This is a genomic window from Pollutimonas sp. M17, from assembly GCF_025836975.1.
Taxonomy (GTDB): Bacteria; Pseudomonadota; Gammaproteobacteria; order Burkholderiales; family Burkholderiaceae_B.
In genome coordinates, this window is sequence record NZ_CP107548.1 from 3,644,811 (window position 1) to 3,665,327 (window position 20,517).

Sequence of the window (20,517 nt, forward strand, 5' to 3'; positions counted from 1 at the left end):
CAAGCCTGTGGAGAAATCGGAAATTGACGGTGGGCGGCCTGCGTTCCATCATTTTGGCAGCGACAATAAATTCGAAGGAGACACAATGAAAAACTCAGCAACGATACTGCAAATCGTACGCCGCCTGGCCCGGCTTTGCGCCATGTGCGCGGCGGCGCTGGCCATCGTGCCGGCAAACGCCGCCGAGACCTATCCAAGCCACAGCATTCGGATGGTCGTCGCCGGCGCCGCTGGAGGCACCAGCGATATCATTGCCCGCATCCTTGCGGAAAGGGTAAGCGCACTTTTGGGGCAATCGGTCATTGTCGAGAACAAGCCCGGGGCCGGAACCACAATGGCCTCGGAATACGTGGCCAAGGCAACGCCCAACGGCTACACCATCCAGTTTCTTACCGACAGCCACACCATCAATGGCGCACTGCGTGATAACCTGCGCTACGATCCGATCAAGGACTTTTCCGCGGTAACGCTGCTGGCCACCCAGCCCAACCTCATCATGGCGGCAAACCACGTACCCGTCAAAACACTGGGCGAGCTGGTGGATCTGGCTAAAAAAGAGCCCGGCAAGCTCAACTTTGGCTCGCCGGGCGTGGGTTCATCCAGTGCAATGGCCGGCGAACTGTTCAAAGCCGTGACAGGCGCCGACCTGCTGCACATTCCCTACCTTGGCGGCACCCCGGCGGTCAACGACGCATTGGGCGGCAGAATCGACGTGTTGTTCCTGCCCGTGCTCAATATGTCCCAATACGCCAAGAGCGGGCGCCTTAAAGCGCTGGCCATTACCAGCGATCAACGATCCGACCTCGTTCCCGATGTGCCGACCAACGCCGAGGCGGGTGTTCCGGGCGTCGAAGCCGGCGCCTGGTACGGCATCGCCGCTCCGAAGGGCACTCCCGAACCGGTCATTCAAACCTTGAACCGCGCGTTCGTGGATGCCCTGAAAGCTCCCGATGTGCGCGAGAAACTGACGGCCACTGGCTCGACACTCATTGGCAGCACACCTGCCGAGTTTGCACAGTACATGGCCGATAGCGTCGCACATTGGAAGAAGCTGGTAGCGCAGAAGCCCGAGCTGGCAATCAAGTAAGGCATCCGGCCCGGATACCAAGCGTAAGGAACTTGTTTTTATGAGTCACGGAATTACCCTGGCATCGTTCGCATCGGACTTGCGCTGGGAGGATGTGCCTGCTTCCCTTCAAGCCAAGCTGCTCGACCATGTGGTCGATACCATCGGCGTGATGTTCGCCGGCCTGGACATGCCTTCCTGCGAAAGCGCAAGGCTGGCGGCAGCGGAGTGGGGCGATGCCGACCATGCGACGCTGGTCGGCCTGGACACACGGGCACCCGCTTCCAGCGCGGCGTTCGTGAACGCCCTTCACGGCCGCATACACACCTACGACGACACGTATGAGCCCGGAACGCTGCACCCCGGGAGCCCCGTTATTGCAACGTGCCTGGCAATGGCCGAGCGACTCGGCGCCGACGGGCGGTGCTTCCTCGGCAGCGCAATCGCGGGCTACGAAGTTGCGGCACGGGTTGCGGCAGCGGTGAGCCCTGGCCACTATGCCTACGGATTCCACAATACCGGGACCTGCTCGGTGTTCGGTACGACTGCGGCCGCGGCGAAGCTGCTTGGCCTCGATAAAAAGAAGTTCGCGGAAACCCTGGGCCTGGCCGGCGCCGCCGCGGCGGGACTCAGGCAACATCAGATAGACGGCTCCATGTTCGACTCGGCACTGCATGGCGCTCGTGCAGCGCAATCGGGCGTGATGCTGGCGCAAATGGGCGCACACGGCGCCGGAGGCCCTCCCGGGATTCTCGATGGCCCGATGGGGTTCTGCAAAGTGATGGGGCCGTCCGGCGACCCCGCGCGGCTGGATGCCGGGTTGGGAAGCCGCTACGAGTTTTCCCAGATGACGATCAAACCCTATCCCACCTGCCGCTTCGCTCATGGACCAACGGCTGCGGCCCTGGACCTGCGGCAGGCGCATGATATCAAGGCAGAGCAGATTGCCTCAGTGGAAATAGCGGCTTTCCGGCAGTCGATCGAGGTTTGCGACCGACCTGCCCTGAACTCGGCCCTCGACGCGACGTTCAGCCATCAGTACTCCGTCACCCTGGCCCTCGTCCACGGTGCCGTATCGCTGGACATGATTCGTCATCCGGAAACCGCCGGCGCATTGGCGCACGATCTGCTTCAGCGAGTCAAGGTCGTACATGATGCAGAGCTGGAGCAGGACTTCCCCCGTTGCTGGCCTCATCGCGTGTCCATCGTGATGCGCGACGGCCGCCGGTACGCCACACGGATAGACTATCCGCCGGGCAGGACCTCGCCCATCTCCGCTAGTGTGGTGGACGCCAAGTTCATTCAGAACTCGGCGCCCTATCTGGGCGACGACGGTGCCATTCAGGCGCTGGAAGCCCTGCGTTCGATCGCTGCAGCGTCGGACATCCGTCCGGTGGCGCGGCTGTTGTCCACCCGCCAGACGAGCTAGTTCCCACGCAAGCGGCTAGCCGCCCGGCCTGGCATCACCCAGCCGTCGCGGTTTGCGACACGTCGTGGGAAATCCTGTCTTGCAGCCACTCACAAAACATACGTGCCGCACGGGTTTGGCGGTTGGGCATCGGTATGATCAGATAGTGCGCGGTACCCCGCGGTATCGCATGCCCGAAAGGGCGCAGCAACGTGCCGCGTTCAAGCTCCCGGCTAAGATGAGGCAGTTGTCCGATAGCGATGCCCAAACCATCTATTGCGGCTTGCCACGTCAGCAGGGACACACCGAAGGTCATTCTTTCGGTATCGGCCGCCGCAGGGGCGAATCCGGTCGCCGCCAGCCAGTCATCCCAGTCCCGGCGGCGGGCCCGGGACACCAGAAGACGGTGCCTGAGCAAGGCTGTGGAAGTATCAAGATCGGCGCCGTAGCGCTCGAGATACTCCGGCGAGCAGACGGGCTCTATTTCGTCCTTGAACAAAAGCGTCGCGTTCGCCTTGGACCATTGCCTGCCGCTCTGAACCAGGCTCACGTCGACTGGGTCGCGGTCGAAATCGGAGTCGACGTCGGGCAATACGTTAACGACGTGTATGTTTATCTTTGGAAATTGCTGCTCGAAATCGGCCAGGTTGGGAATCAGCCACTTAGCCGCGAAGCTGGTGGGCGTACGAACCCTGACGCTGCTCTCGCACTTGTCAAGCGACTCGCTGGCCCGCGCGAGCTCTTCAAAGGCCGGAATCACCTGTTCCGCATAAGTTGCTCCCAGGCGCGTCAGCGTCATGCCCCGCTTGTCGCGTCGAAAGAGCTTTTTCTCCAGGTATGACTCCAGGACGGCGATCTGGCGGCTGACCGCCGATTCCGTCACATGAAGCTCTTGCGCGGCGGACTTCAGGCTGTGCGTTCGGGCTACGACCTCAAACGCCCGCAACGGATTAAGGGGAGGGATGCGTCGGCTCATCCTGTATTGCCTTGATAAGCGGGCCCGGAACCGGGCCGCGCCCCATCAGCCCACCAGGATGGTGAAAGATCAAAAGCAGCCCGGGCGTGTCAATCGATCTTGAGTTCCGGCAATTTCTCTATGACTTTCTGCCAGCGGGCAAGATCGTTCTTCATGATAGAAGAGAACTGGTCAGGTGTCGACGCTTCCGGTCCAATTCCCGCTGCAACCAGTTTCTGGCGGATTTCGGGCAGCTTGAGCGCATCGTTTATATGTTTATTCAGCGTCGCGATGATGTCCGGCGATGTGCCGGCCGGCACCAACACCCCATACCACGTGTCGGTATTCCAGTCGGGGAAGCCCGACTCCGCCATGGTCGGCACATCCGGAAATCTCGGTAGACGCGCCGGGCTGGTGACCGCCAGAGGCCGGAGCTTGCCCGCATCGATATGCGGGGCGAGCGCCACGACACCGAGAAACAGCGAATCGACCTCCTTGCCTATCACCGCCATAACGGCGGGAACGCCGCCCCTATAAGGCACGCCCAATATGTCGATACCGGTTTCGTCCTTGAGCATTTCGGGTTCCAGTTGCGAAAGCGTACCGAGCCCCGACGAGCCATAGGTCAGCTTGCCCGGATCTTTCTTCGCCGCGGCAATCAGGTCGGCCACCGACTTGATGCTGGAATCCGCATTCACCACCAGCAAGTCAGGGGTGGAGCCAACCAGCGACACCGCGGCAAAATCGCCGATGGCATCGTATCGCATGGTCCTGCGCACCGCCGCGTTGACGATGTGGCTGCTGGTTGCCATCAGGATGGTGTAGCCGTCCGGCTGCGACCGGGCAAGGGTTTCGGAACCAAGCATCGTTCCCGCCCCGGCCACGTTCTCGGTCACCACCGACTGCCCCAGCTTCTCCGACAAATATTGGCCCAGTATGCGGCCCGCCGAATCCACACCGCCGCCCGGCGCGGCCGGGATAATCATGCGAATCGATTTAGAGGGATAGCCTTGAGCCACTGCAAGGCTACTGCCCAGGCAAGCCAGCAGCAAAAGGAAGGAGCGCAATACGTTCATGATATCTCCGTGATTCTATCGTTTGCAAGGCTGTGCGCCTGGCGGTTTTATTGACACTGAATGAAAAACCCATCCGACTAGGCCGGCCGTCCATCCGGGCGACCCACCTTGGATAGCCTTCCAAGAATCGGCTCCCATGACGCCAGCGTCTCAAGCTGCTCGGCCTGCTCGATCAGGCTGCTTGCCTCTTCGGCGGTCAAGCCGCCGGTCAGCAAACAATCCATGACCTTGCTGTGGCGCTGCGCACGGCTCATCGGACGCTCCGGGCAGCCGGGAAAACGATCGCAGCGATGCACCAGCTCGGTGCCATCCGACAGCTTCACGGTGACCCGCGTCCACATGGCATCGAGCGTCTGAGGAATATCATGGTTGTGGACCAGCCGGACACGCGGCAACAGCCGTTGAACCGGCTCGCTGAACGCCGCCTCATCATCGAAGCTGGAAATAATCACCTCGCCCTGGCTCAGCCCCACCGCTGCCGCATATTCGTAGCTGAACTTCCCATCCAGGCCCGAAGCCGGCTGGGGCCGCGAAAGCGTAGTCCGGTACACCGGCGGCTCGACGACCACTTCCGTCACGGCCTCGATGCGGAATCTGGCCTCACGGCGCAGCTCTTGGCAAGCCTCGATGACCCATTGCATGTAGATCTCGGCCGGATATCGCTTGATCGTGAATCCCGGCGAAACAATTGCATACTGGTCCAAATCGCCAAGGACCTCGGAAGGACGAAACCGTTCGTCGAAGAACGTCTCGAAGTGCCCTCCGGGCATTTCCAGAATTCGCTTGTTCCCCGACATTCCTCGGGCCGCCAGCAACGCCGACTCAACCCCAGAGCGCGCAGCATTGCCCGGATGCGTGGGCTTGGCCATGCTGCCATTGTTGGCAAACAAGCCGCCGGTGCGTGACGCGGCCAGCCCGATCGCCGCCGCAACTTGGTCCGCCGACAGTCCCAGTATGACCGAGCAGGCCGCTACCGCCCCAAGCGGGCCGACGACACCTGGCGGGTGAAAGCCGCGAAAAGCGCAATCCCGGGCCGCCGTGCGCACCCGTTGCTGCACTTGCCAGCCGACCACGAATGCCAATATGCCTCGTTCCGGCGCCACGGCATGACGTTCGGAAAGCGCAAGCATCCCGGGAAGAATCGACGAGGTCCCGTGGGCCGGCGGCATGCCCTGTACTTCAAAATCGAGCGCGTGCAAGGCAATGCCATTCAAGAGGGCTGCCGTCATGGGGCTGCCCGGAACCGCTGTGCCTATCACCGTGCAAGAGCCGGAAGGCTCGTCGCCCAAGGCCGCGCGAGCGATGCGGGACGCCGGTTCACGGCTTCCCGCAGCCAGGCATCCCAGTCCATCCAGCATTGCCACCTTGGCCGCCTCGACCGCGGCCGCCGGCAGCGCGTTGAAATTCGCAGCGGCGATGTACTCAGCCAGGCCCCGGGTAATGGGCAAATCGTGATCGTGTGGCATGGCTCAGTCGCTTACCAGTTGCTCGAATACGTTGGCGCAATCATCACTGCCGGCGATGTTCCAGACCTGATCGAATACGCGAGCCGTCGCTGCCCCAAGAACCGGCGCCACCAACTGCTCGAATTTGACGTTGATGTCTTCGCGGTTCATCGGGTTCCGATACGTACCTTTTGGATCGCGCGCATGCACCTCGCGTGTTCGGCCATCGGCCAGCTTCACCGTTGCGCGGATCTGGATCGTGCCAGGCCACTCGGCCTCGATTTGCTCATCGACCACGACGGTGATCTTCTGCATCAGATCGCGCACGGCCGGGCTGGCCAGCATCTGGTCGGTGTACGAGGCAAGCGTCACCTCGCCGTTCAACAGGGCGACCGCGACGACATAGGGCAAGCTATGGTCGGCGGTCTCACGAGTCGTTGGGGCCCACTTGGCCGGCTCACTGCCGGACTCATGCCGCAGGAAACGCGAGGTATGCAGGACAACTTCGCGAATCTGACCGATATCCAGTCCCTCGCGCAGATCCAGGGCCGCCCAGATACCGATCTGGCAATTGGCCGTCGCCGGAAAATACTTCAGGCCCGAACGCAAGACCGCCCACTCACCAAACGGCTCCAGGTTCATCGGGCCGGCCTGCCCTTCCATGATCTCAATGAATCCATGCCGGCCTTCAAAGGGGTCGGAGGGGCCAGTCAGCCCCTGTTCGGCAAGCTGGCAGGCGAAGACGGCCTGCCGTGCGCTGGCGGCCGTGGCCACGCCCTTGTAGTGAGAAAGCTCACCGGCGCGACTCGCCCTGAGCGGCAATCCATTGGTTGCAGCCAGTGACACCGCCGTGCGTGTCTGATCGCGATCATAGCCAAGCATGTGCGCAATGCCGGCAGCCGTGGCGATCGCCACGGCAAAGCCCTGATCGATCGACAAGTAGTCGACCAGCGCCCCATGGTCCTTGCGATAGGACCTATGGCGCAGGGAAATGCGGTGAAAAACCTCATACGAAACGGCAATGCCGCTCAGCAGCGTAAGCCCAGGCAACTTGCGGGAACCGGCTACGGCGATGAGCGCTCCGAGGATGTCGCTGGGGTGTCCGCCGGTGAAGGTATCGTTATAGTCGAGATAGCGGATCATCGACGTGTTCCAGAACGCGGCCATGTCCAGCGTGACGACGGCGGAACTGCCGATGACCGTACCCCCTGCAGCGCGCGGCAGGTCGGCGATTGCCGCCGCAGCCACGGCGCCAGGGCAGTCCCTCGCCGCCATCGCGCAAGCGATGGTGTCGGCGAGAATGCCGGTCACGTGTTCGATTACCTTGCCCGGAACGTCGCGTGGCCGCACGCTGGCGGCGAAGTCCGTGATCTGCTCAAGTGCCTTGTCCATAATGCCTCTCAAATTCCTTCTATCCATGAATCGTCTTTCGTGAATGCTTGTGGCGCACAGGCTAACTGAAGACGGTCCGCGGCGCATACACCCATACCGTGAAGAATGGAGCCGGGCCGATTTCCCGTCAACTGGATATTTCCGAAGAATGGAATTTATGGACGCTAGAAGACGGCACGCCGCGCTCGTGCTTCCGGCAATTAACCCGGGAGTGACGTGCGTGGACGATAGTCTAAAGACGCTGCCCGTTCAGCGACTCGAATACACATTGGGTAGCTCTGTTTGCGCTTATGGGGCTAAGAAAGATACGTCAGGCAGATGTGGCAGGCAAGGCGTTGTATCCTATGGATGTCCGCAGGAACTTTAGCGCCCGAAGGGGCGTGTATCCAAGTCAAGCAAGAAAGGCTCCAGGAAATGAACAACAAACGATTATTGAATACGGTGGAAAGCCTGACACGCCTGATGGAGGGCCGCGCCCCAGGGGACGATGGCGTCCTGGATCAAGCTCGCGAAGTGATGAGCGGCCTGGTCGCTCAGGACGACTGGCTGGCTGACGCCTTTGCAGAACCGCATCCGGAGTTCTATAGGCAATACCTGCTGTACGGCGATCCGCTGGACCGATTTTCGCTCGTCAGCTTCGTCTGGGGACCGGGTCAGAAAACGCCCATTCATGATCACACCGTATGGGGCGTCATTGCGATGCTGCGCGGCGCCGAACTGGAGCAGCATTATCGCCGCAGCAGTGGCGGCATGATGGCTGTCGGCCCCGAGGCTCGCCTGAACGAAGGCGAAGTCTCTTGTGTATCGCCTACTATTGGCGATATCCACCGGGTCAGCAATGCTTACGCCGATAAGGTTTCCATAAGCATCCATCTATATGGCGGCAATATCGGACGCATACATCGTTCGGTGTACGACCCGCAAAGCGCCGAACCCAAGGGATTTGTCTCGGGCTATTCAAACGCGCTGACACCTAACTTGTGGGCTGGCTGACGGCAAGCGGCAATGGCATTCGCAGATTCGCGGCTATCTACTCTTGCCTACTCAGTTTTCGTCCGCCATATTCGGCCAGACTGATTCCGGCCAGAATCGCCATCAGCGCTACCGCGTGATAAAGGTGAAATTCCTCTCCGAGGATGGTCACCGCCAACAAGGCTCCCCAGACGGGCAGCAAGTTGATGAATAGGCCGGCTCTGTTCGCGCCGATGAGCTCCACTGCCCGAATGTAGAAGACTTGGCCTATAAGAGATGGAAAGATAACGACATAGGCGATCACCGCCCAGCCCCGTGCATCCGGCAGAATGGTCTCTCCCTGGGCCGCTTCGAAAGCCAGCATGGGAAGGGACACCATAGTGGCTCCCACGCACAAGATGAATATCAAGCTTGTCCAGTGCATCTGAGGCTTGCTGCGTAGTGCGGCGGTATAGATACCGTAAGCCATGACGGCGACCAGCATTAGCGCATCGCCGAAATTGATGTCAAGACCAATCAGATTGGCCAGTTCGCCACGCATTGCGATGACGACCACACCTATGAAAGAGAATACAAAGCCGGCGGCCTGCTCCACACTTATACGGCTGGAAAATAAAACAAAGCTCGCCGCAAATACGAATAGCGGCATGCCCCCTTGCAAGATGCTGGTGTTGATTGCGGTGGTGTAGACCAGCGCGTAATAAAGCGCCACGCTAAAGACGGTGAAGCCCAGCGCTCCCAGCAACAGCAAGTAGCACAGTCGTGGCCGGATCGCCTGCCAATCAGCCGCGATCTGTCCTCTCTTCAGCAAATACAGCACCACCATCACACTGGCCCAGCGGGCGGTAACAAGGACCATCGGCGAAGCGTGACCGACCGCCAGCTTGCCCGCAATCGAGTTACCCGCCCAGAAAAGTGTTGTCAGTGCCAGAAGGACGTAGGCTTTATAGATGGCAAATTCTCCGCATCGGAGCCTGGATACACCACCCAAGCCCCACCCCGAATCAAGCCGACAATATACCGCGTCACGCCGGCGCAGGCCTTGCTTCCCTTACCTGCCCCCCGACGGATTGGCGGGCTTGCAGAACGCGGTCCGCCATTTCGACGAAGCCGGCGCCATGGCCAGCGTCGCATACCCAACGGGGGGGATGGGCCAAGCTGTTCAGATGAGGTTTTATGTTCGCCACGCCCACGCTTAATGCGTAGGCTTGAAAAAGCGATTCATCGTTGGGCGCGTCGCCAATGAACAATACCCGCCGCGACTGTCCCTCAGGATCAATATCCAGGTCGCCGGCGAGCAATTCAGTTGCCATGGTGGCCTTGTCGTAGTCGCCAAACCAGGCATTGACGTGTATGGAACTGGCGCGCGCGCGGGCGCCGGCGTCCTCGAATATCTTGATGATGGTGGCAATGCTGGAGGCGGGCAGCGGACCCACATCCTGCGAGTGGTCAATGGCCACATCGGCAAGCCGGTATGCCTGGTCGGCTGCCATGCGCGCCTCGGGCACCGCGGCCAGCGCCCGCCGCGCAATGTCCAACAGCCGTTGCTGGTCGGCCCGCAGTTGTTCGAGCGGCCGTACGAAGCGCTGTCCGAGACCGCCGTTGGGCTGCATCTGAAATCTGAATGCGCCGCTTTCTCCGATAACGGCGGCCACCGGCCATGCACGCACGATGTGGTCGCACCAGCCCGCACAGCCCCCCGTAACCGGGATCACCCGCAGCCCTCCGCGCGCCAATCGTTCCATGGCGTCAAGCGTCGAGGCCGGCAACTTGCCGCCCCGGGTCAGGGTATCGTCCACGTCCGTCAAAATAACGTCGACCTGGGCGAGCAATTGCAGATCCGCATCGGCGAAACGGGTCATTTTTCCTCCTGGGAATGGGGCGAAACGGGATCGGGCGTATCGGTGTTCGAGGCGACATAACAGGCGACGCCGGCCTCACGCAATGCATGCGCCAAGGGATCGGGGGGCGCCCGGTCGGTGATCACCCCGCTTAACGCATCCAGGGGTGCCACGACCTCGAGCACATGCAAATCGAATTTCGTATGGTCCACCAGCAGATAAATGTGTTCGCAGCGTTCGATCATGGTTCTCTTGACCCATGCCGCCTGGCGGTTCACATCCATGACACCGCCGGCCCCCAGCCCGCTGGCGCCGATAAAGGCAATATTGGCGTGAAAACGCCCCAGGAACTCGGTGGTGTCCTGCCCGAATACGCCCCCCTCGTGCCCATTGAATTCGCCCGGACAGACGATGGCCGCGCACCGGGATGGCGTCAGCGCCGAAGCCACCGGGTAGCTGTTCGTGATCACCGTCAATGTTTCGGTGCCGCGCGCCAGTTGCCAGGCCAGCTGCGTGGTGGTCGAACCGGCGTCCATCATCAGCACCTGGCCGCTGGACACGAACGAGGCGGCCAGCGTTGCGATGCGGGAACGCTCGTCCACAGTCGACTGTTCGCGCTCGAATATCGACGGCTGCGCCCCCATAGGCTGGGCAACCACCCCGCCGTGCGCACGATTGACCAGGCCGCGCCTGCTCAAGGCATCGAGATCGCGCCGTATGGTCTCGGTCGTAACCTTGAAACGCTCGGCCAGCAGCGCGATGCGGATATGAGGCGTGTGGCGCAGCGCCTCGAGGATCCGGGCTTGTCGTTCTTCCTTGCGTGGTTTACGGATCATGACGTAAGAGGCCTGATAGAAGTGGGCTGCCCTGCCGCGTCGCTTTTATTTGCAACTGCAGAAGAGACGCCTGCCAGATCAAAACTGTGATGATAGCAACATTTTTTGCCCAGAATTATTGTAAAAAACAACTTTTATGAGTAATCTACGTTGGCAGACAACAACATTTCTGTTGATTGGACGTAAAAATCAGAAAGAGAGAGAGGAGCATGAAAATATCTTCCATCGGTATGACCCAACCCATCCGGCGGCTTGCCTGCGCCGCAGCGTTTGCCGCCATGATGCTACCCGCCACAAGCGCCGTAGCCGCTGAATGCAGCAATCGCGGCGCGCTTGCCAACATTTATTGCGACGAAAACGGCGACCTCGTCGCCGACACCCCCACTGATCCGAAAAAGCTGTTGAATCCCGATACGCTGGTATTCGCTTACACCCCGGTCGAAGATCCCGCCATCTACGCCGACATCTGGAAGCCCTTTATCGAGCATCTCAAAAAGGTGACGGGCAAAGACGTACGTTTCTTCGCTGTTCAGTCCAATGCCGCCGAAATCGAAGCCATGCGCAGCAATCGGCTCCATATTGCGGGCTACTCCACAGGCCCGACCCCGTTTGCCGTCAATCTGGCAGGCGCAGTACCGTTTGCCCTCATGGGTTCGGAAACCGGCAACTTCGGATATACCCTGCAGGTCTATACGCGCAAAGACAGCGGCATCAACACCATGGCCGACCTGAAAGGCAAGCGCGTCGCCCACACATCGCCAACGTCCAATTCCGGCAACCTGGCTCCGCGCGCGCTATTCCCCAAGCAGGGAATCACGCCTGAGAAAGACTATAAGGTCGTGTATTCGGGCTCGCATGACCAGTCCATGCTGGGCGTGGTCGCCGGCGATTACGATGCCGCGCCGGTGGCATCGGAAGTCGTCGAGCGCATGGCCGAGCGCAAACTGTACAACCCCGACGAAGTCAAGATCATCTACGAGTCCAAGCGCTTTCCGACCACGTCGTACACGTACGCCCATAATCTTGATCCCAAACTGGTCGAGAAAATCAAAGAGGCTTTCTTCAGCTTCGACATGAAGGGAACGGCCCTGGGTGAAGAGTTTTCGGGCGTGACCAAGTTCGTTCCGATTACCTATAAGGAAGACTGGTCGGTCATCCGAGACATTCAGGAAGCCAACGGCGTTACCTACACGACCGAAAACCTGAAATAGCCACCGCCGGCATCGCCGCCCGGCATGCCTCCGTTCACGGGCGGCATGCCGGCAAACGCCGCAAGAAACACAAAAGAGCCACCTATGCTTCGTATCACCCGCCTGGTCAAACGCTACGGCAATGGGAATCCCGTCCTGCAAGGCCTCGATCTCGAGGTCCCCGACGAGTCGATCGTATCCATCATCGGCGCATCCGGAGCAGGAAAAAGCACGCTGCTGCGCTGTATCAACCGCCTGGTCGAACCCACATCGGGCAGCATCGAACTGAACGGCGTCGAATTGACGTCCCTCAAGCCCGAAGGGCTGCGCCGTTCACGCCGGCATATCGGCATGATCTTTCAAGGCTTCAACCTGGTCGACCGCCTGACCGTCATGGAAAACGTGCAATGTGGCCGCCTGGGCTACATCCCTTACTGGCGAGCCGCCATGAGGCGCTATCCGGCCCAGGACATCGAACGCGCGTTTCATTTGATGGAGCGCGTCGGCATCGCACACTATGCCAACAAGCGGGCGGATGAGCTGTCCGGAGGCGAGCGCCAGCGCGTCGGCGTCGTGCGCGCGCTCATGCAAGAGCCGCAGATTCTGCTGGCCGACGAACCAACCGCCTCGCTCGACCCGGTGACATCGCGCCAGATCATGGAGCTGCTTCAAAAGCTGGCCGACGAGTTCAAGCTGCCGGTGCTGATCAACATCCACAACGTCGCCGAAGCCAAGGAATTTACACGCCGCATCGTAGGCATGCGCTTCGGTCGCCTGATTTTCGATGGCACGCCCGACGAGCTCGATGCGGATGCCATGCACCGCGTATATAGCGGCACGGCAGCCGACAAAGGGGCTAATGCCCCTCTGGAAGCACTGGAGACCGTCGCTCCATGACCCCTCAGCCATCCTCATTGCCGAGGGCCTGGCGCAAGCCGCCCTTCATCGCCAACCCGCTGCTGCGCTGGGGACTGGTCGCAGCGACGATTATCTATCTGGTCTGGGTCGCCTACACGCTGCCCTTCAACTGGGAACGCATCAGCGAAGGCATGACACGGGCCGCCCGCATTTTCTCCGGCGCCATTCCTCCCAGCTTTGCCCGCCATGAATTATTGATCGACGGCTTCCTGGAAAGCATGCAGATTGCGATCCTGTCGACACTGCTGGGCGTGGGGCTCAGCATTCCCATCGCGTTCATGGCGGCACGCAATATCGCCGCCAAGCCGATTTATCTGTTGGGGCGCACCCTGATCATCCTGGCGCGCAGCTTCCATCCCGTGATTGTCGCCATCATATTCGTCAAGGCGGTGGGCTTTGGCCCGGTCGCCGGCATCCTGACCCTGACCATTTATTCGATCGGATTCGTGGCAAAAATGCTTGCCGAGCGCATCGAGGAAATTGACTGGGGCCAGGTCGAGGCCTTGCGCAGCACTGGCACACGCTTCTTCACCGTGCTGCAATTCGCGGTCTTGCCGCAGATCATGCCGCGCCAGATCGGCCTGGCGATGTATCAGCTGGACAGCAATCTGCGCGCATCGGCGGTAGTCGGCATTGTGGGCGCCGGCGGAATCGGTTCAACGCTCATGAATGCCTTTGGCCGCTATGACTATGATTTCGCCCTGGCCATTACCATGATCATCATCGCTGCCATTTTAATTAGCGAAGCCGTCAGCGGCCGCATACGGAGGGCCATCTGGTGACTCAGTCCATTGCCGACCGGGCCTGGGCCCGCTATACGGGGCGCGAGCGCTGGACGCGCCTGGGAATTTTTGCCGTCATGGCGCTGGTTACCAGTTGGTCCCTGGCATCCATCAATATCATCTGGCCCTGGGTGTGGGATGCCCCCGCCCAGATCAGCGATCTGGCGGGCCGCATGATACCGCCCGATTTCTCCAGCATTCGCGCAATCATGTGGGCGCTGATCGAAACCCTGAACATTGCCACCATCGCAACGTTCATTTCGATTTTCGTCTCGCTGCCGGTGGCCTATATCTCGGCGCAAAATACCACGCCGAACCAGGCGACCTTATGGCTGGGCCGCTTCATACTGGTATCGAGCCGCTCGGTCAACACGCTGATCTGGGCTCTCTTGTTTGTGGCCATTTTCGGCCCGGGCGTGCTGGCAGGCATCATTGCCATCATGTTCCGGTCACTGGGTTTCCTGGGCAAACTGCTGGGCGAGGCGATCGAAGAAATCGACCGCCGGCCGGTGGAAGCACTGGAAGCCACCGGCGCCTCGCGCGCCAAGGTCATTCTATATGCCATCGTCCCGCAGGTTGTACCCACCTTTTTCGCAGTCAGCATATTGCGCTGGGACATCAATCTGCGCGAATCGACCGTACTGGGCCTGGTGGGCGCCGGCGGCATCGGCGTCATCCTGCAAGGCTCCATTGATACGCTGGACTGGCGCACGGTAGCCACCATTTTACTGGCCATCATCGGATTGGTAGTCGCGGGCGAAGCCATTGCCGCATGGCTGCGCAAAAAGGTAATTTAATAGGCCAGACGCGTCACCCTGCCAGCAAGCCTTCGTTTTCAATAAAGGCGATGATCTCATCGAGACCATCGCCCGTCTTTATCGTTCCCATTACAAAGGGCCGGTTGCCACGCATGCGCTTGGTATCTTCCTTCATGATCGGCAACGAGGCTCCAACGTAGGGCGCGAGATCGGTCTTGTTGATGATGAGCAGATCCGATTTTGTGATTCCCGGCCCACCCTTGCGTGGTATTTTTTCGCCGCCCGCGACATCAATGACGTAAAGCGTCAGATCGGCCAGTTCCGGGCTGAACGTGGCAGCCAGGTTATCCCCGCCGGACTCAACGAATACCACGTCGGCATTCGGGAATTGGCCCATCATGCGGTCTATGGCCTCCAGATTGATAGAGGCGTCCTCACGAATGGCCGTATGCGGACACCCGCCTGTTTCCACACCCATGATACGCTCGGGCGGCAAGGCGCCGGATATCGTCAACAATCGCTGGTCTTCCTTGGTATAGATGTCGTTGGTAATGACGACAAGGTCATACTTCTCTGCCATTCTTTTGCACAGCATCTCCAGCAAGGTGGTCTTGCCCGAGCCGACCGGGCCGCCGACTCCCACGCGGAGCACCGGCAAGGTCTTATGACGTCCAGGCGGCGGAGTGCTTGCATGTGTATGTTGGTGTGCGGACATAGGCTTGCCTTCAAGAGCGGAATAAACGGGAATACTGCGTCTCGTGCCGAGACGATAGAATGGCCAGCTGTGGGGCCAGCGTGTGGATTCTGGGAGGATAGGCGGCCGCTCTTTCAACGGCGCCGTCGCACACCGCAGGTATGGAATGACGCAACTGATCCACAATGCGTTGTCCGGCCATTTGGCCCAGGGGCACCGCTTTGAGCGCCGCCATCATCTGGTTCTCAAGCCAGGTAAACAGATACGCCGCCAAGCCGTCGCGCCTGGCCAGGCCCAGCGCCCACGCCGCGTACGCGTGTGCCGTGGGAAGCGCAACATTGGCCAGACCGAGCAAGCGTTCACGCGCGCCTGTCTCGCCCCACGCCAATTCGGTAGCCAGCTTCACAAGCGACCAGCCCATCTGCTCGGTTTCCTGGCGTAATTCACGGGTTTCGCGCGTAGCCATAAACCATTGGTTCCAGTGAGACACGCCCGCCCAGTCGCCGGCGTGCCAGCTGTCGAACAGCAGCAGCCACACAGGAGCCTCGCAAGGCATCAGCACGCATTCCAGCTGCTGCCGGATCCAGCGGAGCGCGCTCGTCTCGTCCGCAACGAGCCCCAGGTCTATGGCTGCCTCCAGGCCTTGTGAATAGCTGTAGCCGCCTATGGGCAGGGAAGGCGACGACAGTTGCAGCACTGCGGCGAGCTGGCTGGTTTCCATGATTACCGCATTCAATGAGGATGTGCATGGTCATGGGCCGCAAAGGCGGCATGGGCCAGGGCCTGATCTTCAGCGAACGTCTCGTCGTGGCCATGCTTATGTCCGCCGCCGTAAGCGCCGGATTCCGGCTCGAACCTCATGTCCGCCCGCTCTATCGTAAGCCCACCCAGACGCCCAAGCATGTCCAGCAATACAGCGTCGTATTCGAGCTTCAGCTCATGCGGGCAGATCTCCACCAGGACGTGGCGGTTTCCCAGATGGTAGGCCGCACGCGTCAGGGCCAAAGGCGTTTCCGCCGTAACGCGCAATACGGACTCGGCGGCGGCATGCACGACAATAAGCTGTCCGTCGCCGGCGACGAGAACATCGCCGTGATGCAATATGGTTCCCTGATTCAAGACCAGGGCGACCTCCTCGCCGTTGTCCAACCTGAGCTTCTGCCGGCTGCGGCGGCGGTACTCGAAGGTCAGCTCCGCCTTGGGGGCACTGCGGATCAAGGCTTGAGCGACAGAGGTGCCTTGCAGGCGCTTGTTGACGGTGCGCATGATCAGAACAGGAAGTAACGTTGCGCCATGGGCAGCTTGCTGGCTGCCTGGCAGGTAAGCAACTGGCCGTCGGCCATGACCTGGTAGGTTTGCGGGTCGACGGTAATATGCGGCAACCAGCTGTTGTGCACCATATCGGCCTTGCCGATATTCCTGCAGCCATGCACCGCCTCCAGGGTCTTGGTCAGGCCAAGTGCATGCAGCTCGGGATTTTCCATGCCGGCTTGCGACACAAAGGTGAGCGAGGTTTTAAGAGCCTTGCCAAAGCTGCCGAACATGGGCCGAAAGCATACGGGCTGGGGGGTGGAGATCGAAGCGCCCGGATCGCCCATGCTGGCCGCTGCGATCATTCCGCCTTTGATGACCATGCTGGCCTTCACGCCGAAGAAGGCCGGGCGCCACAGCACGATGTCGGCCAGCTTGCCCTGTTCAATGGATCCCACCTTGTGCGCTATGCCGTGGGCGATGGCGGGATTGATGGTGTATTTCGCAATATAGCGTTTGATACGCTGGTTATCGGCGCGTGCGCTGTCGCCTTCCAGCGCCCCCCGCTGCGTCTTCATCTTGTCTGCGGTCTGCCATGTGCGCAGCACCACTTCGCCCACGCGCCCCATGGCCTGGGAATCCGAGCTCATGATGGAGAATGCGCCCATGTCATGCAGGATGTCTTCGGCGGCGATCGTTTCCCGGCGTATCCGGCTTTCGGCAAACGCCAGGTCTTCGGCAATGGATGAATCCAGATGATGGCAAACCATCAGCATATCCAGATGCTCGTCGATGGTATTCGACGTGAACGGCATGGTGGGGTTGGTCGATGCGGGCAAAACATTAGGCATGCCTGCTGCCCGGATGATGTCCGGCGCATGGCCTCCGCCTGCGCCCTCGGTATGGAAGGAATGGATGCAGCGCCCCTTGAAAGCCGCCAGCGTATCCTCGACAAACCCGGATTCGTTCAGCGTATCGCTGTGGATGGCTACCTGGACGTCTGTCGCTTCGGCGACGGTCAGGCAGGTGTCGATCGCGGCGGGCGTCGTGCCCCAGTCTTCATGCAGCTTCAAGCCTATGGCCCCCGCGCGGACTTGCTCCAGCAGGGGCGCTTGCTGGCTGGCATTGCCTTTGCCCAGCAGGCCGATATTCATGGGGAAGGCGTCAAGCGCCGACAGCATGGCGCTGATATGCCAGGGGCCGGGCGTGCATGTGGTGGCCAGGGTGCCGGTCGCCGGTCCAGTGCCGCCGCCTATCATGGTAGTGACGCCGCTGGCCAATGCCTCGTCGATTTGCTGGGGACAGATGAAGTGTATGTGCGAGTCGATCGCACCCGCGGTCACGATCATCCCTTCCCCGGCGATGATTTCGGTAGCCGGACCAATGACTATCGTGACCCCCGGCTGTATATCGGGATTGCCCGCCTTGCCCAAGCCGGAGATCAGGCCGTTCTTGATGCCGATATCAGCCTTGATGACGCCGCTGACGGCGTCGATGATAAGCGCATTGGTAATGACCGTGTCGGCGCAATCGGCGCTGATGCGCTGGCTTTGCCCCATGCCGTCGCGTATGACCTTGCCGCCGCCGAACTTGACCTCTTCGCCAAAAATGCAGAAGTCCTTTTCGACTTCTGCCAGCAGCCCGGTATCGGCCAGCCGTACACGGTCGCCGACGCCGTCGACGACGGTCGGCCCGAACATCTCGGTATAGGCCTGCCTGGTGATAATCATCACAACGCTCCCATGATGTCGCCCTTGAAGCCAAACACCTTGCGGTCACCGGCCAGGACGATCAGCTCTACGGTACGCTTTTGCCCAGGCTCAAAACGAACGGCCGTGCCCGCCGCAATGTTCAGGCGGCAGCCGTACGCGCGAGCACGGTCGAAACACAGCGCGCTATTGACCTCGGCGAAGTGGTAATGCGAGCCCACTTGCACTGGCCTATCGCCGCCATTGACGACGTCGATGGTCACGGCGGCGCGTCCGGCATTCAGTTCCATGTCGCCGGGCTCCGCCAGGGTCTCTCCGGGTATCAGGGGGAGCTCTTCACGATCGGACGGATGAACGGGCGGCGCTTTCATGCGGCTACCGACCATAAGGCCAAACCGTAGGCGGCAATGCCGGCGCCTGCCAGGCGCGTCAGCCACACAGCCCGGCCTCGCAGCAGCCAGCCAGCCCCAAGCCCTGTCAATAGCAGGGCCAGGGTGCTGAGCATGAAACCGGCTACGTAGCCGGCAGCGCTTCCGCCCGGCGCCAATTCGACACCATGGGCAATACCGTGAAACAAGGCGAAAGTCGCCACCAAGACAGGCCCGGCCCACGGAGACGCCTTAATGCGACCCACCAGCAACAGGCCAAGAATCAACAATGAAGCGATGATCATCGGTTCAATGGCGGGGATATCGGCGATGGCCATACCAGCCATGGCCCCGAGAAACAGCAGGGCAAGGAAGCTGAGAGGCATGCCCAGCGCAGCGCGGCGGCTCATGGCGCCGGTTGCTGCCCAAAGGCCCACGGCGAGCATGGCAAGCAGATGGTCGGTACCCGTCAATGGGTGAAGAAGACCGGTCAGCAGCATATGACCGGTTGCATCATGGTGGCCGGGGTGCGCCAGCGCGACGCCGGAAATCAGCATCATGCCGACAGCAGCGGCCATTCGTTGGCCAGTGAATCGATGGCGTTTCGGGAGAATCATGATGGGAACCTCAATAGGCGGCACTGCATATGCAGTGCGGATTAAATAATGGGGTGATGAACCGTGACGAGCTTGCTTCCATCGGGGAATGTGGCTTCCACCTGTATATCGGCAATCATTTCCGGCACACCCTCCATGACATCTTCGCGAGTCAGTATGGTGGTGCCGTGGTGCATCAGGTCAGCCACGCTGCGGCCATCCCGCGCGCCCTCCATGATTGCCGCCGTGATCAGCGCAATGGACTCGGGATAGTTCAACTTCAGTCCCCGGCCTTTGCGCCGTTCCGCCAGCAGGGCTGCGGTAAAAATAAGCAGCTTGTCTTTTTCCCTAGGTGTCAGGTCCATGATCTAGTCCGTCAAAATGTCAGGTGCTCCACAGCCTCGGCGGTACTGCGGGTATCCGAAGCAGCGCGGGCCGCAAATGCGCCCACAGCCGGGTCAACAATTGCCTGACGTCCTGCGCGTGCTCGCCCAACACGCGCACCAGGGTCAAGCCCTGCGCGTCCGCCTGACGCATGCAGGTCAAACCGGCACGCAGCGTTGCGGACCATGGCAGCAGCCCTGCCAGGTCGTCGGTCTGCTCGCCGGTCAGCTCCTCGCCGAACGCCCATAGTGTGGCCAATACTGGAAAGCCCGCCAAGCCGGTATCGCTGTGACGCAAAGAGCCTTCTGCAAGAAGCTCGCCGGATTCCAGCCATATGGGCGTCCCGTCCAGATAAAGCGTAGACGCCAGCATCACCCGGCCTTCGTCCCAATGAGTGGTTTTTTCGACGCGTCCCAGCTGATTGATTTCCCAGCCTATGGCCGAGCCGCCGCCAGCGATATGTACATGGCTATGCAAAGCCGCATCGGCCTGTTCGAAGAATATGTTCTCTTGCGGCAGCCAATCAAGACGGGCTCCCTTCTCCACGCGTATATGCGTATGCTGAACGGAAGACCTGCCGTTGGACTTGTACCAGCGGGTCGCGCCGGGCGTCGTCAGTAGGGCGTGCGCGCCGACACCAACGTGGACATCTATGCTCAGTTCGTCGCCGCCTGCTATGCCGGACGGCGGGTGCAGTATCGCGGCATGGCACACCGCCGGCCCCTCGGGGTACAGTGCTTTCTGTACCAGCAGCGGCCCTTCGTGCCGGCGCTTGGACAACACCGTCTTGCCCGCTACCTGCGAGGTAAACGACAGCATCAGGCTTGCATGCCAGGTGTCGGGCAGCGCGCTCATGATGGGTCTCCGTTCCGCATG

22 protein-coding genes are annotated in these 20,517 nt (G+C 60.7%); 7 read left to right on the plus strand and 15 right to left on the minus strand.

Annotation, left to right across the window (positions count from 1 at the left end):
* Window positions 1-7: 7 nt before the first annotated feature.
* The gene (locus tag OEG81_RS17065; RefSeq protein ID WP_264130465.1) at window positions 8-1,087 is read left to right on the plus strand and encodes a tripartite tricarboxylate transporter substrate binding protein; all 1,080 of its coding nucleotides are present in this window, start codon (window positions 8-10) and stop codon (window positions 1,085-1,087) included.
* A 40-nt stretch (window positions 1,088-1,127) separates the two neighbouring features.
* The gene (locus OEG81_RS17070) at window positions 1,128-2,495 is read left to right on the plus strand and encodes an MmgE/PrpD family protein (protein ID WP_264130466.1); all 1,368 of its coding nucleotides are present in this window, start codon (window positions 1,128-1,130) and stop codon (window positions 2,493-2,495) included.
* Window positions 2,496-2,529: 34 nt separating this feature from the next.
* On the opposite strand, the gene OEG81_RS17075 is transcribed toward OEG81_RS17070, so the two are convergent.
* The 4 genes from OEG81_RS17075 to OEG81_RS17090 all read right to left on the minus strand — a co-directional run bounded on the left by OEG81_RS17075 (window position 2,530) and on the right by OEG81_RS17090 (window position 7,342).
* Window positions 2,530-3,450, minus strand: a complete 921-nt coding sequence (locus OEG81_RS17075) for a LysR substrate-binding domain-containing protein (protein WP_264130467.1) — start codon at window positions 3,448-3,450, stop codon at window positions 2,530-2,532.
* An 89-nt stretch (window positions 3,451-3,539) separates the two neighbouring features.
* Complete coding sequence (locus OEG81_RS17080) at window positions 3,540-4,448, minus strand: Bug family tripartite tricarboxylate transporter substrate binding protein (protein ID WP_264130468.1); 909 nt, start codon at window positions 4,446-4,448, stop codon at window positions 3,540-3,542.
* Window positions 4,449-4,582: 134 nt separating this feature from the next.
* Complete coding sequence (locus OEG81_RS17085) at window positions 4,583-5,971, minus strand: MmgE/PrpD family protein (RefSeq protein ID WP_264130469.1); 1,389 nt, start codon at window positions 5,969-5,971, stop codon at window positions 4,583-4,585.
* Between the two features lie 3 nt (window positions 5,972-5,974).
* A complete protein-coding gene (locus OEG81_RS17090; RefSeq protein ID WP_264130470.1) occupies window positions 5,975-7,342 on the minus strand; it encodes an MmgE/PrpD family protein in 1,368 nt (455 codons plus the stop codon).
* A gap of 414 nt (window positions 7,343-7,756) precedes the next feature.
* Here OEG81_RS17090 and OEG81_RS17095 point away from each other — a divergent pair, with 414 nt between their 5' ends.
* Window positions 7,757-8,335: a cysteine dioxygenase gene (locus OEG81_RS17095; protein WP_264130471.1), complete on the plus strand. Its 579-nt coding sequence runs from the start codon at window positions 7,757-7,759 to the stop codon at window positions 8,333-8,335.
* A 37-nt stretch (window positions 8,336-8,372) separates the two neighbouring features.
* On the opposite strand, the gene OEG81_RS17100 is transcribed toward OEG81_RS17095, so the two are convergent.
* The 3 genes from OEG81_RS17100 to OEG81_RS17110 are packed head-to-tail and all read right to left on the minus strand — an operon-like array spanning window position 8,373 to window position 10,991.
* Window positions 8,373-9,305, minus strand: a complete 933-nt coding sequence (locus tag OEG81_RS17100; RefSeq protein WP_264130472.1) for a DMT family transporter — start codon at window positions 9,303-9,305, stop codon at window positions 8,373-8,375.
* A gap of 34 nt (window positions 9,306-9,339) precedes the next feature.
* Window positions 9,340-10,176: an HAD-IIB family hydrolase gene (locus OEG81_RS17105; protein WP_264130473.1), complete on the minus strand. Its 837-nt coding sequence runs from the start codon at window positions 10,174-10,176 to the stop codon at window positions 9,340-9,342.
* Window positions 10,173-10,991: a DeoR/GlpR family DNA-binding transcription regulator gene (locus OEG81_RS17110; RefSeq protein WP_264130474.1), complete on the minus strand. Its 819-nt coding sequence runs from the start codon at window positions 10,989-10,991 to the stop codon at window positions 10,173-10,175. Before OEG81_RS17110 ends, OEG81_RS17105 begins: the two co-directional genes overlap by 4 nt.
* Before the next feature lie 209 nt (window positions 10,992-11,200).
* On the opposite strand from OEG81_RS17110, the gene phnD reads away from it, so the two are divergent.
* From phnD to phnE (OEG81_RS17130), 4 genes are all read left to right on the plus strand, one after another.
* Window positions 11,201-12,202, plus strand: a complete 1,002-nt coding sequence (phnD, locus tag OEG81_RS17115) for a phosphate/phosphite/phosphonate ABC transporter substrate-binding protein (RefSeq protein WP_264130475.1) — start codon at window positions 11,201-11,203, stop codon at window positions 12,200-12,202.
* A gap of 84 nt (window positions 12,203-12,286) precedes the next feature.
* A complete protein-coding gene (gene phnC, locus OEG81_RS17120) occupies window positions 12,287-13,078 on the plus strand; it encodes a phosphonate ABC transporter ATP-binding protein (protein ID WP_264130476.1) in 792 nt (263 codons plus the stop codon).
* Window positions 13,075-13,881 (plus strand): phosphonate ABC transporter, permease protein PhnE, encoded by an 807-nt coding sequence (phnE, locus tag OEG81_RS17125; protein ID WP_264130477.1) that lies wholly within the window; start codon window positions 13,075-13,077, stop codon window positions 13,879-13,881. Before phnC ends, phnE (OEG81_RS17125) begins: the two co-directional genes overlap by 4 nt.
* A complete protein-coding gene (phnE, locus tag OEG81_RS17130; RefSeq protein WP_264130478.1) occupies window positions 13,878-14,678 on the plus strand; it encodes a phosphonate ABC transporter, permease protein PhnE in 801 nt (266 codons plus the stop codon). The genes phnE (OEG81_RS17125) and phnE (OEG81_RS17130) overlap by 4 nt, the downstream gene beginning before the upstream one ends.
* 13 nt (window positions 14,679-14,691) lie before the next feature.
* Here phnE (OEG81_RS17130) and ureG read toward each other — a convergent pair whose 3' ends face one another.
* The 8 genes from ureG to OEG81_RS17170 are packed head-to-tail and all read right to left on the minus strand — an operon-like array spanning window position 14,692 to window position 20,496.
* A complete protein-coding gene (gene ureG, locus OEG81_RS17135) occupies window positions 14,692-15,354 on the minus strand; it encodes an urease accessory protein UreG (protein ID WP_264130479.1) in 663 nt (220 codons plus the stop codon).
* Window positions 15,355-15,364: 10 nt separating this feature from the next.
* A complete protein-coding gene (locus OEG81_RS17140; RefSeq protein ID WP_264132643.1) occupies window positions 15,365-16,054 on the minus strand; it encodes an urease accessory protein UreF in 690 nt (229 codons plus the stop codon).
* Window positions 16,055-16,065: 11 nt separating this feature from the next.
* Window positions 16,066-16,599, minus strand: coding sequence for an urease accessory protein UreE (gene ureE / locus OEG81_RS17145; protein ID WP_264130480.1), 534 nt, complete (start codon window positions 16,597-16,599; stop codon window positions 16,066-16,068).
* Between the two features lie 2 nt (window positions 16,600-16,601).
* Window positions 16,602-18,314, minus strand: a complete 1,713-nt coding sequence (ureC, locus tag OEG81_RS17150; RefSeq protein WP_412034086.1) for an urease subunit alpha — start codon at window positions 18,312-18,314, stop codon at window positions 16,602-16,604.
* Window positions 18,314-18,619: an urease subunit beta gene (locus tag OEG81_RS17155; protein ID WP_264132644.1), complete on the minus strand. Its 306-nt coding sequence runs from the start codon at window positions 18,617-18,619 to the stop codon at window positions 18,314-18,316. Before OEG81_RS17155 ends, ureC begins: the two co-directional genes overlap by 1 nt.
* 41 nt (window positions 18,620-18,660) lie before the next feature.
* A complete protein-coding gene (locus OEG81_RS17160; RefSeq protein WP_264130482.1) occupies window positions 18,661-19,278 on the minus strand; it encodes a HupE/UreJ family protein in 618 nt (205 codons plus the stop codon).
* Between the two features lie 41 nt (window positions 19,279-19,319).
* Window positions 19,320-19,622: an urease subunit gamma gene (locus tag OEG81_RS17165; RefSeq protein WP_264130483.1), complete on the minus strand. Its 303-nt coding sequence runs from the start codon at window positions 19,620-19,622 to the stop codon at window positions 19,320-19,322.
* Window positions 19,623-19,641: 19 nt separating this feature from the next.
* The gene (locus tag OEG81_RS17170) at window positions 19,642-20,496 is read right to left on the minus strand and encodes an urease accessory protein UreD (RefSeq protein WP_264130484.1); all 855 of its coding nucleotides are present in this window, start codon (window positions 20,494-20,496) and stop codon (window positions 19,642-19,644) included.
* Window positions 20,497-20,517: the final 21 nt, after the last annotated feature.

What these genes read in the sequence shown, in the direction of transcription:
- OEG81_RS17090 (WP_264130470.1), bottom strand. Translation starts at nt 7,342, where the DNA reads ATGGACAAGGCACTTGAGCAGATCACGGACTTCGCCGCCAGCGTGCGG.
- OEG81_RS17110 (WP_264130474.1), bottom strand. Translation starts at nt 10,991, where the DNA reads ATGATCCGTAAACCACGCAAGGAAGAACGACAAGCCCGGATCCTCGAG.
- OEG81_RS17105 (WP_264130473.1), bottom strand. Translation starts at nt 10,176, where the DNA reads ATGACCCGTTTCGCCGATGCGGATCTGCAATTGCTCGCCCAGGTCGAC.
- OEG81_RS17165 (WP_264130483.1), bottom strand. Translation starts at nt 19,622, where the DNA reads ATGGACCTGACACCTAGGGAAAAAGACAAGCTGCTTATTTTTACCGCA.
- ureE (WP_264130480.1), bottom strand. Translation starts at nt 16,599, where the DNA reads ATGCGCACCGTCAACAAGCGCCTGCAAGGCACCTCTGTCGCTCAAGCC.
- phnC (WP_264130476.1), top strand. Translation starts at nt 12,287, where the DNA reads ATGCTTCGTATCACCCGCCTGGTCAAACGCTACGGCAATGGGAATCCC.
- OEG81_RS17085 (WP_264130469.1), bottom strand. Translation starts at nt 5,971, where the DNA reads ATGCCACACGATCACGATTTGCCCATTACCCGGGGCCTGGCTGAGTAC.
- OEG81_RS17075 (WP_264130467.1), bottom strand. Translation starts at nt 3,450, where the DNA reads ATGAGCCGACGCATCCCTCCCCTTAATCCGTTGCGGGCGTTTGAGGTC.
- phnE (WP_264130477.1), top strand. Translation starts at nt 13,075, where the DNA reads ATGACCCCTCAGCCATCCTCATTGCCGAGGGCCTGGCGCAAGCCGCCC.
- phnD (WP_264130475.1), top strand. Translation starts at nt 11,201, where the DNA reads ATGAAAATATCTTCCATCGGTATGACCCAACCCATCCGGCGGCTTGCC.
- OEG81_RS17160 (WP_264130482.1), bottom strand. Translation starts at nt 19,278, where the DNA reads ATGATTCTCCCGAAACGCCATCGATTCACTGGCCAACGAATGGCCGCT.
- OEG81_RS17095 (WP_264130471.1), top strand. Translation starts at nt 7,757, where the DNA reads ATGAACAACAAACGATTATTGAATACGGTGGAAAGCCTGACACGCCTG.
- OEG81_RS17070 (WP_264130466.1), top strand. Translation starts at nt 1,128, where the DNA reads ATGAGTCACGGAATTACCCTGGCATCGTTCGCATCGGACTTGCGCTGG.
- ureC (WP_412034086.1), bottom strand. Translation starts at nt 18,314, where the DNA reads ATGATTATCACCAGGCAGGCCTATACCGAGATGTTCGGGCCGACCGTC.
- OEG81_RS17170 (WP_264130484.1), bottom strand. Translation starts at nt 20,496, where the DNA reads ATGAGCGCGCTGCCCGACACCTGGCATGCAAGCCTGATGCTGTCGTTT.
- OEG81_RS17140 (WP_264132643.1), bottom strand. Translation starts at nt 16,054, where the DNA reads ATGGAAACCAGCCAGCTCGCCGCAGTGCTGCAACTGTCGTCGCCTTCC.
- ureG (WP_264130479.1), bottom strand. Translation starts at nt 15,354, where the DNA reads ATGTCCGCACACCAACATACACATGCAAGCACTCCGCCGCCTGGACGT.